The organism is Ferrimonas kyonanensis DSM 18153 (assembly GCF_000425405.1).
Taxonomy (GTDB): Bacteria; Pseudomonadota; Gammaproteobacteria; order Enterobacterales; family Shewanellaceae; genus Ferrimonas; species Ferrimonas kyonanensis.
In genome coordinates, this window is the sequence record NZ_KE384365.1 from 287,856 (window position 1) to 299,372 (window position 11,517).

Genomic DNA, 11,517 nt, shown 5'->3' on the forward strand with positions numbered 1-11,517 from the left:
CCGGTAGAAATTGTCATAAGTGTATGTGCCACCTGAATAGTTAGAATTTAACTACTCAATACTTTAGGCGCAATAAAAACGAGGTTATTGCTACCGTCTTTTGGCTTGGTCAGCACCACGGTCTGCCACTGCACACCGTCGCGACCCATGGCATCAACCTGAGGGTCTGATCTTAGGCTGACCACTAGGCCATAGCGGCCCGCCAGCTGTTCCAGCTCCTCGGCCGATACGCCATAAGCCTTACGCACATCATCAAAGGAGCCGTGGCGCAAGGTAATCACCAGATGACCACCGGCTTTTAGCTGATGAGCGAGCTTACGAAAAGCGCGTTCCCGTTCACCGGCGGCGATGTGCATCCACACCGCACTGACCAGAATCAGGTCGAAGCGCATCGCCAGTTCGATGGTGGTGCTCAGCTTTGGCAGTGTATCGTCGAGCCAGTTCACGGCCATGCCTTTGGTGAACGCCTGGCCGACCATCCGCAATCCCGGGCTGGGCTCTACCGCAACCACCTGGGCACCGCGCCGAGCCAACCAGTGGGCATCGCGACCACTGCCGGCGCCTACGTCCAGTACCGTCAAGTTGTCTGCCGGCTCCTGAGGCCAGAACTTCGCCCACGACCGATGCACCTCGGTGAACGGCAAGGCGTTGTAGCTGTCAGCCAGCGACTGAGCATTGTCGCGATAAAACTCGGCAGTCGGGGAATGCATGGGGCGAACCTAAAGGGCTGTATTGGCCTGTCATTGCTAACTAATCTACGGCATATCACCATAAATACCAATGAGTTACACCGTTAAGGTGACGCTTTACTGAGGCGGATCAGCTGAAGGGGATTCGAAAAACGGCGGGGAGAGAAACCAAAAAGGCGCAGCCGGTAACCACCGCTGCGCCTTTGTCTGGCTGGCCTGGCGGCAAACGCCAGGCACAAAAAATGCCGGCCTCAGCCAGCATTTTTGAAGTTCAAAGCGAGGCTTTGACTTACAGAGCTACTACGTTAGCAGCTTGAGGGCCTTTCTGGCCTTGCTCAGTTTCGAAAGAAACCTGCTGACCTTCAGCCAGGGTCTTGAAACCTTCAGAAGCGATGGCACGGAAGTGAACGAATACGTCAGCACCGCCGTTGTCTGGAGTGATGAAACCGAAACCTTTCTCTTCGTTGAACCACTTAACGATACCAGTAGACTTAGACATGATTAATCCTAATTTTTCAAAAAATAATTCGCATTATGCGCAGATATAGCCAAGAAATGAATTACTTATGTGAGCTAAAACTTATGATAGGAAAAACTTCATGATGCTGGATGCGTAAGCGTCCGGACGAAGCGTTCTAAAGCATAATATTGCGTTTCATATAAATAGGTCTGATTTCAGGCCGAGGCAGATGGTAACACACTTTCTTCACTTGTATAGCATTGTATCGATCTTATCGCGATCATTTGTCAGCTGCGGTCAAGAAAGCCCGGCCCCAGGCCGCGCCCACCCTCACCATCGCCGTACTGCTCAGACCAATCACGGCGCAGACTGGCTAGCCCCGACAACCTCTCCTATAACTAAATCATCAGCCACCGGGAGAGAGCCGCCATGAAATCACCCACTACCGAACGCCGAGATCACGACCGCCGCAGCCACAAAGAGCGTCGCGGTGAAGTGCGCTTCGAAGAGGATAAGGCCGATCGCCGTCATCTGTCCGGCCGCCGCAGCGAAGATCGCCTCAGCAGTAAGATTTACGCCTGATCCCTGCCGGGAACCGATGGCGCTCACAGGGCACTGCTGGCTTCGGTCGACAACCGCCGTGCATCATCGGGAATCAGCCCCGCCAGCTCCGGGCGGCTGTGCTTGAGCTGAATGTAGCGGCAAAATGAGTCGCGCAGAAACTCGATCAGCCAGTTGGTCTCCTGAGAGCCGTAGCGTGAGCGGCACACATACAAGCGATAGAAGCCCTGAATGGCGCTGAAGCAGTCCGGCGCCTTCAGCAGGGTGAAGTCGCTCAGGTCCCGGGGCAGGCTGGCCACCGCCGCATAGGTAATGGCATTGGAGTAGCGCAGCATCTCGAAGATGCTGTGAACCTCCCCTATCTTCGACACCAGGTTCAGTTTCTGGTCGCGATCGCTCATCACCCGCTCCATCAGCGAATTGCCGTGGCTGTTCATGCCGCACAGGTCGTGCAGCAGCACCGGGTACATGGCCAGGTCTTCCAGCGCCACTGCGCCTTTTTGCGCCAGCGGGTGGTATTTTCGAACCACAAACACTCGGTAGCAGGGGTCCATCTCCACTTCGCACACGCCGGCGCCGTCGGCTGGCATCACGTGCACCCCAAAGTGCACCTCGCCCTTGTCCAGATCCTGGAACGAATTCAGGTGCCAGTTGCGGGCACACAATCGGGCTCGGGGCATCTGCTTCTGAAACTCCAGAAACAGCGGCGCAAACCAGCCGGTAATGGTACCGTCGGCCACCACCGACAAGTCCCGCCGTACCGCCATCGGCTCGAAGTGGCCGGCGTGCAGCAGGTCTTCCTCAATGCGCACCACCAGATCGGCGGCAATGAAGCCAATCTGCTGGCAGCGCTCGGTGGGTTTTAGGCCGCTGCCGGTGCGCAGAAACAACTCGTCTTCAAACATCACCCGAAGGCGACGCAGCTGATAGCTGACCGACGACTGGCTCATGCCCAGCTGTTCGGCGGCCACGCTGGCGTTGCCGCACTTAAGCAGGCACAGAATTAACTGCAGATGAGCCACCGACAAATCTCTAACATTCTGGTTAATATTCATAGGCAAACCATTAATACTAATTTGGGTGGCAGGTGAAACTAAATTACGGTTAATTTGAGTTCTAATTCAATTCGCTTTTTTAATAAAGAGCGTATTTGGCCCACAGTTGTGATCGAGGCTTATTCGCCCACCGCCATGAACCAAATACGGCGACTGATTCCATCTGTTAATATGAGTCAGTAATAATCAGAACTTATAACCAGCCTCGAACAGCAGTTCGTCGCCGGCTTCTAATGCCCCGCCCCAGCTCTTTCTGTGTTTATAAGATGTTCCGACAAAGACTCTTTTATTAACGTGATACTCCACTCCGGTGATCAATTGATGCCCATAACTGTCATAGCCAAAGGTATTTTGATGATCATCCGACCGGAAAAATTGACCTATATAATAAAACTTACCGATCAATTTTGGCGTCAACTTATACCCCAGCATCAACGATGTTGCCATTCCACTGATCCCAGAGAAGCTTTCCTTGGTGGGCGAGAACGAGCCGTAGGCGTATTGCGCCCCCATACTCACGGTGCCGAGCAACTTGCCATAAGACAAATCGTAAGACAGACCCAGGTAGAAGTTCTCCTCCACCGCCGTGGACTTGGCCAGGGTAAACGACTGCAGCCACAGGTTGAACGGCGACTCGCCCAAACCATAATCCAGTTTCATCCAGGTTTTGGTGGCCGGTCCCAGATCCTTACCCAACTGGTTTTCGGCGCTGTCGAGCGGGTTCTCAAACCGGAACCAGCCAATGAAGCTGCCCCAGTCTGAGACCGTCATGTGGTTGACCACCAGATAGCCCTGGTCGCCGAGGTTCTTATTTTTGTCTGCCGACAGCAGGGTGTCGTAACCCACCTTGACGCTGGTGCGTTGCACCTTCACATCGGCCAGCGCCGGCTGCGCCAGCAGTAGCCCCATCGCCAGGGCCAGCCCACTGCGTACTGTATTGATTCGCATCGTCTCTCTCCCTATTTGCGACCTTAAAACTTCACGCCCAGTTCAAACAGCATCTCGCCGCCGTCACGCTTGGTGGCGCCCCAGCTGTCGAGATACATGTAGGAGGAGCTGAGCATCAGCCTGCTGTTGATGTGGTAGTCCACTCCCAGTTGCACCTGGTAGCCAAACTGGTCGTAGCCCAGGGCGGTCTGAAACTCGTCGTCGCGGTCGAACTGGGCCTCGTAGTAGCCTCGGGCCACCAGTGACGGCGTCAGGTTGTAGGCCAGCGCCACCACGGCCGCATAGCCATTGGCACCGTTGAAGCTGCTGTTGGCCGGGCGGAACGAGCCATAGGAGTAGTTGGCCCCCAGGCCAAAGGTACCGTTGAGGTTGTCGGCCCGAATCGAGTAGGAGCCGCCAAAGTAGAGGTTCTGTTCCATACAGGTGGTGTTACCCATAAAGAACGATTGCAGCCACAGGTTAAACGGGGTGTCGCCGAGGGCGTAATCGATTTTCAGCCAGCCTTTGGTGGTGGCGCCGGCATCGTCGCCTTGCTGGTTGTCGGCGTTATCCAGCGGGTTTTCCAGCCACAACCAGCCCAGGGCGCTGCCCCAGTCGGCCAGGGTGGTGTGGTAATAGGCCAGGTAACCCTGGTCATAACGGTTGGCATTTTTGTCTTCGGCATCCAGCAGGGTTTGATACCCCACCCGTACGCTGTTTTCCTGGTACAACACCTCAGCCTGGGCCGAAGCGTTCATCAAGGCGGTCGACGCCAGTGCAATACACAGTGCAGTTGTTTTTTTCATTGTTGTTCTAGCCCCCGAGGGCCGTCGCAGACCCTCGGGGTGACTCTCCGACGGTTACTGACCAAACTGGCTGGTGGGGTTCACAATCAATGCCCGGTAGTGCGGGGTATTGGGCTTGTCTGACAGCACGTCGATCTCGACCTTGACCTTTTTGGTGTCGTAATCGATTTCGTTGATCTTACCCACGGTGCGCTCCCCCGGAGAGTACAGGTTGATGGAGCCACCAAAACCGAAGATGGTGTTGTGGTCTTTGCGGTACTCCACGTTGGAGGTGATCGGGCTGTACCACTCGTAACCGCGGTCTTTACCGTAAGACCAGGTCTGCTCCACCGTGCCCTTGGCTTCGTCAATCTTGTATTCGACGAAGCGGCTGTACTTCATGCTGGGCAGTGCCGGCTGCTCCAGACCGCGGCCGTCACCGTTATCGAATACCGTCAGGCGATGCTTGTCGCGGTTCAGCCAAGCGGTATGCTGGGTGTAGGTAAAGTCAAAGCCTTGCTCACACTTACCCTTAGGCGTGCAGGAGATCGCCTTGCCCTTGTGATTCACTGGCGTCAGCAGCTTCGGCGCCAGCGCCTTGTTCCAGCCTTCAGACGGCGACAGGATCCACTTCACCTGCTTGTCGCGGCCAATCTTCATCACCCCCTGGTGTCGCAGTGACACGATGATGGAATCGTCCGCAGGGTCGTAATCCACCGAGTTGACGTGGGCCCAGTTGCGACCGGCGCCAACGCCGGGAATGTCGCCATAGGGGGCATCGATCTTCATCTCGGCGGTTTCACCCTGATGGTCCATGTCGACGTTCAGGCACACCGCGCCCATGTCCAGCGCTTCTAACAGCGCATCACGGTAGGGGTCGAGAATCTGTGGCAGCACCCATACGTCCACCAGGTTACCGTCCTTGTCCAACTCCAGGATGTGGTCACGCACGGTGTGCACCAGGTCGCCCTGTTGGTTGACGTAGTTCGACTTGGCCGCCCGCACCAGTGAATGGCCGTTAGGCATCAGGTTGTGCTCGTGAGACGCATCGATGTAACCGCGAGGCAAACGGCGGGAGTTAACGTTACCCAGCAGGGTAAAGGAGCCATAACGCTGACCCTGCACGAAGGAGTAACCACCATGGCCGGTGTCGTGGAACCCCATCAGGTAACCGCGCTTATTGATGTCGATGTCGGCGGCGTTGTATACCGCATCCTGGTTGAGCCACCAGCGCACCTCACCCTGGGTGTCGACCACGTAGGTCATCGGCGGGTTTTCAAACGGCAGTGCGCCTTTGGCGGGCGAGGACTGGAACATGTCGGCGCTCTTGCCCTTTTCCCCGGCCCAGTGAATGTCGGAGCCCTGCTGGTTGTAGGTGTGCGAGTTCACCATGTACAGCCGGTCTTCAAAACCCTTGGCCACGGTTTTCACCTTCACTTCCTGCATGGCGGTGATGTTGCGGTTGTCCAGGTAGTCGTTGCTGATGGCGCCGGTCAGTACCTGATAGGTCTCCGACACCGGCTTGCCCTGCAGCTGGTAAGACACGGTCACGGTGTTTTGAAAGTTAGCATACAGGCCAAACACCGGAATGCCGTCGTAGGTGTTGATGGTCTGAGGCCCGACCGGATAGCGAATCGCCACGCCGTTTTTGCCTTTGCCCTGTACCTCAACCTTAACGTCGGTGGGGAACTTGCCACCCAGATCCAGGATGGCGGTCAGCGGTGAGTTTCCATAAGGGTTGACCAGCATGGCGCCCAGATTGCCCGCCGCCGGGGCAGGTTTAAACCCTGCCGCATTCACCGTGGTGGCCAACGTCGACATTCCCAATGCCGCCACAACAGAAAGTGAAATTAAGTGTTTTTTCATAATAGTCATCCAGTTTTAATATTGAGTCTGTTGCTGTCGACCGGCCGCACTTATCCAGCCCCACTGAATGGCACAGTGAGACAAAGAACAGTCATCGACAGCGGGTATAAAAAGGACGGGCGGACCCGCCAAGCAGTGCAGGGACGAGCTTATTGTTGTTTTTTGATGATGCTTTTAATCCAGGCAACCGATACCGAGGCCAGCGCCACCATAAACACGCTATAGGCAATAACGCAGTAGTCAGCCATATTCATGCCCAGCAGACTCCAGTCGTCTTCACCGCAAATACCGGAAGGCTGGAATTCATACGGGAACCATTCATTAAGCGGCAGTCCCAGTGGGAACGTTGGCTCGGTAGAGCAAGCGGCACCGCCACCACCGGCGGCAAACAGGTCGCCCCCCTGGCTAATGGCATCCGCCAGGGCGTGGGCGGTAATATGCAGTTGTTGCAGCTCAATGGACCAGGCCATGCCTCGCACCACCCCGTACCAGGCCAGCAGCAGCCCCAACGCCTTTAGAATCTGGTTGTCGGGCTTAATGGCAATCAGCAAGCCAGCAAAGAAGATGCAAAACTGGCTGAAACGGATGTAGACGCAGATTTCGCACGGGTCCATCTCCAAAAACCACTGGAAATAGAACATGGCCGAAAGAATCAGAAACGCCGCCGCCGAGCTCATCAACAGCCATATCCATCGCTGTCGCTGCCACAGCATCAGGGTGTCCATTGGAGAGGCTTTCAAGTCAGAAAAGCCTTGTTTAATGAGTTCCATACCGCCTCCTATTTCTGGGCCAGCTCGGCAACCAGGTCGTCCAACATGGTCAGCGAGGTAATGGACTTGGTGTTAATCAGGTATTTGCCATCCACCACCAGAGCAGGAATGCCCTGAATCTTGGCAATCTCCACCCCTTGGTCCCACTGCTTGAGCAGCGCCACCACCGAGTCTGAAGCCAGTTTGGCGTCGAACTCACTGTGGCTGATGCCCAGCAAGTTAATGCCGAAGTCGATCACTTCGCCGGCGGTGTCGAACTTGAGCTTCTGATCGTGATAACGGGCGTAGTAGGCCATCTTCACTTTCTTGTACTGCTCCTGGCCCAGTGTTTTGGCCACCGCAATCACACTGGCTTTCTCTTTGCCAAAGGGCGGTTTAGTGGTGATGTGATAAGCGTCGTAAGTCATTCCTTCAGGCAGGTTTTTAACCATGTTTGGAATAACGCCCAATTCATATTTATAACAAAATGGGCAATTTACAGAATAGATTTTGACAACGGAATCAGGCGCATTAAAAGACTCCGATTTTAAAACCTGATAATGAACCCCCTCTTTATAATTAGCGGCAGAAGCACCAAACGCCATAACCATGGATAATGCGACAATGAGTTTTTTCATTTTATTTCCCAACCCTGTTTTAAGTGTTGAGTTCATTCTATGGTCGGATAAAAAACAATTAGTGATCTTGCTCACGACGAAAATTACATCAAAAATCCGCTTTCAATAATTCCAATGGAGTGCAGTATTTTCAGGTTGATATTAAATAATCCAATATCAGCAATTGGTATTTTGCCGAGCGCCAGCGTGCTGCGACACATCCTTGCCGAGCCCGAAATTCACGCCCACAAAAAAGTAAGCCATTCACCTCGCCAAAAGTAAGACAATGACTATACTCCTTGGGTCTTTTCAGACGTACCAACGTCACGCATTGAAAGGAGTATGTTATGAATTCAACCCTTTATCGCTTATCTAAAGGGTCCATATCAGCCCTACTACTCTCTTCCACTCTGCTTCTCTCCCCGTCCAGCTTCTCAGAAGGCAATGAGATGCTGGGGGATGTGGCCAACACCGCCGGTAATCAGATGTTAATAGAGGCCCTGCAACGGGGCAGCAAGATCCGCATCGCCGGCACCGGGCTGCACTCGCTGCCGGAAACTCCCGGCAGCATCAGCATTACCGTCAACAGCGGCGAAACCATCGAACGGGTTCTGTTGTACTGGCAAGTGTTCGATGAAGACACCGGCTATGATCTTGATATTGATGTGGAGCGGGTCGGCTCCGGCGCCCCAACCATGGTCACCGGTGAGGTGATTGGTGAGTATGTCGAAGGGTTTGGCGGCAGCCCCAGCATCTCGTTCTACAACGCCTACAGCGCCACCATTCGAGCCGACATTACCGCATTGAACCTGGTACAGCCGGGCAGTAATACCCTGCTGATCTCTGGCCTGGACGACATCGCTCTACCCAATCCGGATTTTGGTGATGACGGTAAAAATGGTGCAGGCATCATGCTGATTTACAGCGATAGCTCATCCAATGCCCTGCAACTGAAAGATGGCCACGACGCCGCGTGGTGGGAACGCAACTACCCGGGCACCGACAAGTTCTCCGAGACGCTGGGCTCAACCGTTCCAGTGCGGTTTGAGTTCGCCCCCAGCGGCAGCGAACGTTTCGCCAACCTGTCGATGTTCGTCGCCAGCGTAGAAGGTGACGGCCAGACCGGTAACGATCGCCCCTCGGTGGTCGTGATTCGCGTGGGAGACAATCCGGCCAACGAAATTCGTGACGCCGACGCTCTGATGAGCAACCAAGGCGACGAGTGGGACGATTACATTCGTAACGTGCCCATTCCCGCCGGCGTCGATTTCATCGAGATTGAGATTCTGTCGGAAACCGATCCCTATGTAGATCCCCTCGCCGTGTTGAACCCGGACGGCAGCAAAACCATCGATCCGGCGTCATTTGTCTGGGTGGCCGCGGGTTTGTCAACGCCTCAGGAGCAGCAAAACGCCTGTGAGTGTCGGCCAAAGCAACTTACCTTTACCTACGTCGGTGGCAGTTGTGCGGCCTCAGACAATGACCAAGGGGACGACTTCAAGTGCACCGGCGATCTCAACAACGTCGACAACATCAATGTGGCCACTTTCCAACACAAGTTCCGCCTCGATCAGCCGCAGCGTGACATCCTGGTGCTAACCCCCAGCGTCGCCAAGGGCGGTAACCTGGTGGTGGTTGCGAACGGTACCGGTGGCCGAGCAGGACGCCTGCCGGCTCAGACCAAGCTGTTGCTGACTGCCGATGGCCTGCAGCAGACTCTGGATTTGCATACCTCCTGCTCAGTGCCTCTGAATACCGGTGATCAGTTCGGCCCTCTGGTTCTGCAGAGCTTTGTCAGCCGAGACAACTGCAGTAACGATTAACCCCCCAAAGGCGGAACAAATGGAGTTATCCGCCTACATTTGTGAAACATCCCCTCAATTCGACACATTCACTAACGCTTTGGCGCCTGAAAAACCGCGTGTTTTTTGCCCACGCCTGTACCCAGGCTGAACGCACTAGGCTACTCTCTTCGCTGACAACACCCTGAATACAGGGGCACATCGTACCCAACCAGGACATCAGCATGAACCGACGACAATTCCTTATGGCGACCTCCGCCTCAATGGCCGCCGCTTCCCTGCCTCTCTATGCCAGCAGCAATCACGACACATTTCGCATTGTCGCCCTGGTGTTTGATGACTATGAAACCCTGGACTTGCACGGCCCCATCGAGATGCTGGGCCACATGAAAGGGGTCAACATTGAGCTGGTCGGCTCCCGCAGCATCATTCGCAGCTATCAGGGGCCAAAGGTCGTGGCCGACCTGGACACCAACCAGGTGCATCACTGCGATCTGTTTATTATTCCCGGCGGTATGGGGACCCGTGCCCTGGTAAAAGATGAAGTGTTTCTGGAGTGGATGACCCGGCAGTGTCATGTCTCCAACAAGGTCTTCTCGGTGTGCACCGGTTCGGCACTGCTGGCCTCCACTCCGCTGTTGGAAGGTTACAAGGCCACCAGCAACAAGCAGGCGTTTGAGTGGGTGCGTAGCCTCAACCACAAGGTACAGTGGCAAACCCGGGCCCGCTGGGTCGATGATCGCCAATTCATCACCTCCTCGGGGGTTTCTGCCGGCACCGACGCGGCCCTGGCCCTGATCAGCCAATACCGTGGCCGTGCCGAAGCAGACCGCATTGCCACCCTGGCCGAGTATCAGTGGAACGACGACCCAAACAACGACCCCTTTGCCATTGACGCGTAAGCGGACGGAGTAAAAGCGACTACACTGATTCGGTAAGACACCTCGACTCGAGGCCAGCAACATCACGCTTAGGTGTACAAGGAGGTACCCTATGAATCGCCACTCTCTGGCTTTGGCTGTCAGCCTGAGCCTGACGTTCAGTCACTACCCCTTCACCGCCACCGCCCAGGCCCCGACACTGATGCTGGCTTCTGACTACCCACAGTCCCTGGACTTAAGTCAGTACCTGGTCAGCGAAAAGCTCGATGGCATTCGAGCCTATTGGGATGGCAGCACCCTATGGAGTCGCAGCGGAGAACGCATCCACGCCCCAAGCTGGTTTACCGCCCCGCTGCCGGCCATCGAACTGGAAGGCGAACTGTGGATGGGCCGGGGTCGCTTTCAGACCCTGATGTCCATCGTGCGCGACCAGCAACCCGACGAAAAACAGTGGCGTCAGGTGGGGTTGTACCTGTTTGATCTGCCCATGGGCACCGAACCGTTTCAACTGCGCTATCAACGGCTTCAAGCCATTGCTCGAGGCATCGACCGTTCCTTCATTGAGGTTGTTGAGCAGCGACCGATCAGCAGCCCCGAAGCATTACAGCAACAACTGCAACTGGTAACCGAGTTAGGGGGCGAGGGACTGATGCTGCACCACAAAGACAACCTGTACCTGCCCGGCCGTTCCAGCCAACTGCTGAAATACAAGAGCTATCAGGATGCCGAGGCGGTAGTGGTGGCCCACCAGGAAGGCAAAGGCAAATACCAAGGCATGCTGGGCGCGGTAGAGGTAGAAACCCAGGATGGACGCCGCTTTCGCATCGGCAGTGGTTTCAGCGATGCCGAACGCCAGAACCCTCCCGCCATCGGCACCGTCATCACCTACCGCTACAACGGCACCACCGACGCCGGCCTGCCCCGCTTCGCCCGTTACCTAAGGCCCCACCCGATGCTTTAACAGCTTTTGGGCACGCAGCAGAACCAAAGACACTGGCCCCTCGCATTCGCAAGGGCGACACGTTTTGGGGGTTGTGGAACACTTGCTGCCGAGCCCGCCTCAACGTTCGGAGCTAACCGCTACAACCCACCTTCAAATAACCTCCGTCGTGCCCGCGCACGCGG

General features: G+C 55.5%; 12 protein-coding genes. 4 read left to right on the forward strand and 8 right to left on the reverse strand.

Translation table 11 applies throughout. The features are described 5' to 3' along the window. Positions 1 to 47 precede the first annotated feature (47 nt). Together H598_RS24975 and cspE are read right to left on the reverse strand one after the other, a co-directional pair. The gene (locus tag H598_RS24975) at positions 48 to 710 is read right to left on the reverse strand and encodes a class I SAM-dependent methyltransferase (RefSeq protein ID WP_051252866.1); all 663 of its coding nucleotides are present in this window, start codon (positions 708 to 710) and stop codon (positions 48 to 50) included. A 268-nt stretch (positions 711 to 978) separates the two neighbouring features. Next, positions 979 to 1,188, reverse strand: a complete 210-nt coding sequence (cspE, locus tag H598_RS0118690; protein ID WP_028114360.1) for a transcription antiterminator/RNA stability regulator CspE — start codon at positions 1,186 to 1,188, stop codon at positions 979 to 981. Between the two features lie 390 nt (positions 1,189 to 1,578). Here cspE and H598_RS26640 point away from each other — a divergent pair, with 390 nt between their 5' ends. Beyond that, complete coding sequence (locus H598_RS26640; RefSeq protein WP_156897106.1) at positions 1,579 to 1,731, forward strand: hypothetical protein; 153 nt, start codon at positions 1,579 to 1,581, stop codon at positions 1,729 to 1,731. A gap of 23 nt (positions 1,732 to 1,754) precedes the next feature. On the opposite strand, the gene H598_RS24980 is transcribed toward H598_RS26640, so the two are convergent. From H598_RS24980 to H598_RS0118725, 6 genes are all read right to left on the reverse strand, one after another. After that, on the reverse strand, positions 1,755 to 2,765 hold the full coding sequence (locus tag H598_RS24980) for a LysR family transcriptional regulator (protein ID WP_051252867.1): 1,011 nt from the start codon (positions 2,763 to 2,765) through the stop codon (positions 1,755 to 1,757). A 186-nt stretch (positions 2,766 to 2,951) separates the two neighbouring features. After that, positions 2,952 to 3,713, reverse strand: coding sequence for an outer membrane protein OmpK (locus tag H598_RS0118705; RefSeq protein ID WP_035416229.1), 762 nt, complete (start codon positions 3,711 to 3,713; stop codon positions 2,952 to 2,954). A gap of 23 nt (positions 3,714 to 3,736) precedes the next feature. Next, the gene (locus H598_RS0118710) at positions 3,737 to 4,498 is read right to left on the reverse strand and encodes an outer membrane protein OmpK (RefSeq protein WP_028114362.1); all 762 of its coding nucleotides are present in this window, start codon (positions 4,496 to 4,498) and stop codon (positions 3,737 to 3,739) included. Positions 4,499 to 4,552: 54 nt separating this feature from the next. Continuing rightward, on the reverse strand, positions 4,553 to 6,343 hold the full coding sequence (locus H598_RS0118715; protein WP_028114363.1) for an aryl-sulfate sulfotransferase: 1,791 nt from the start codon (positions 6,341 to 6,343) through the stop codon (positions 4,553 to 4,555). Positions 6,344 to 6,492: 149 nt separating this feature from the next. Continuing rightward, entirely contained in the window at positions 6,493 to 7,113 is a 621-nt protein-coding gene (locus tag H598_RS0118720) for a disulfide bond formation protein B (RefSeq protein WP_028114364.1), read from the reverse strand. Between the two features lie 8 nt (positions 7,114 to 7,121). Continuing rightward, on the reverse strand, positions 7,122 to 7,766 hold the full coding sequence (locus tag H598_RS0118725) for a thiol:disulfide interchange protein DsbA/DsbL (protein ID WP_342663242.1): 645 nt from the start codon (positions 7,764 to 7,766) through the stop codon (positions 7,122 to 7,124). A 290-nt stretch (positions 7,767 to 8,056) separates the two neighbouring features. On the opposite strand from H598_RS0118725, the gene H598_RS0118730 reads away from it, so the two are divergent. The 3 genes from H598_RS0118730 (at position 8,057) to H598_RS0118740 (ending at position 11,353) form a co-directional block, all read left to right on the forward strand. Next, positions 8,057 to 9,532: a DUF7467 domain-containing protein gene (locus H598_RS0118730; protein WP_156897107.1), complete on the forward strand. Its 1,476-nt coding sequence runs from the start codon at positions 8,057 to 8,059 to the stop codon at positions 9,530 to 9,532. Positions 9,533 to 9,735: 203 nt separating this feature from the next. Continuing rightward, a complete protein-coding gene (locus H598_RS0118735; protein WP_051252868.1) occupies positions 9,736 to 10,413 on the forward strand; it encodes a DJ-1/PfpI family protein in 678 nt (225 codons plus the stop codon). Between the two features lie 91 nt (positions 10,414 to 10,504). Continuing rightward, positions 10,505 to 11,353, forward strand: coding sequence for a DNA ligase (locus H598_RS0118740; RefSeq protein WP_028114368.1), 849 nt, complete (start codon positions 10,505 to 10,507; stop codon positions 11,351 to 11,353). Positions 11,354 to 11,517: the final 164 nt, after the last annotated feature.

Bases quoted from the DNA above. Each gene is read 5' to 3' on its own strand.
- H598_RS0118720 (WP_028114364.1), bottom strand. From the start codon at position 7,113: ATGGAACTCATTAAACAAGGCTTTTCTGACTTGAAAGCCTCTCCAATG.
- H598_RS0118740 (WP_028114368.1), top strand. From the start codon at position 10,505: ATGAATCGCCACTCTCTGGCTTTGGCTGTCAGCCTGAGCCTGACGTTC.
- H598_RS24980 (WP_051252867.1), bottom strand. From the start codon at position 2,765: ATGAATATTAACCAGAATGTTAGAGATTTGTCGGTGGCTCATCTGCAG.
- cspE (WP_028114360.1), bottom strand. From the start codon at position 1,188: ATGTCTAAGTCTACTGGTATCGTTAAGTGGTTCAACGAAGAGAAAGGT.
- H598_RS26640 (WP_156897106.1), top strand. From the start codon at position 1,579: ATGAAATCACCCACTACCGAACGCCGAGATCACGACCGCCGCAGCCAC.
- H598_RS0118735 (WP_051252868.1), top strand. From the start codon at position 9,736: ATGAACCGACGACAATTCCTTATGGCGACCTCCGCCTCAATGGCCGCC.
- H598_RS0118725 (WP_342663242.1), bottom strand. From the start codon at position 7,766: ATGAACTCAACACTTAAAACAGGGTTGGGAAATAAAATGAAAAAACTC.
- H598_RS0118715 (WP_028114363.1), bottom strand. From the start codon at position 6,343: ATGAAAAAACACTTAATTTCACTTTCTGTTGTGGCGGCATTGGGAATG.
- H598_RS0118730 (WP_156897107.1), top strand. From the start codon at position 8,057: ATGAATTCAACCCTTTATCGCTTATCTAAAGGGTCCATATCAGCCCTA.
- H598_RS0118705 (WP_035416229.1), bottom strand. From the start codon at position 3,713: ATGCGAATCAATACAGTACGCAGTGGGCTGGCCCTGGCGATGGGGCTA.
- H598_RS0118710 (WP_028114362.1), bottom strand. From the start codon at position 4,498: ATGAAAAAAACAACTGCACTGTGTATTGCACTGGCGTCGACCGCCTTG.
- H598_RS24975 (WP_051252866.1), bottom strand. From the start codon at position 710: ATGCATTCCCCGACTGCCGAGTTTTATCGCGACAATGCTCAGTCGCTG.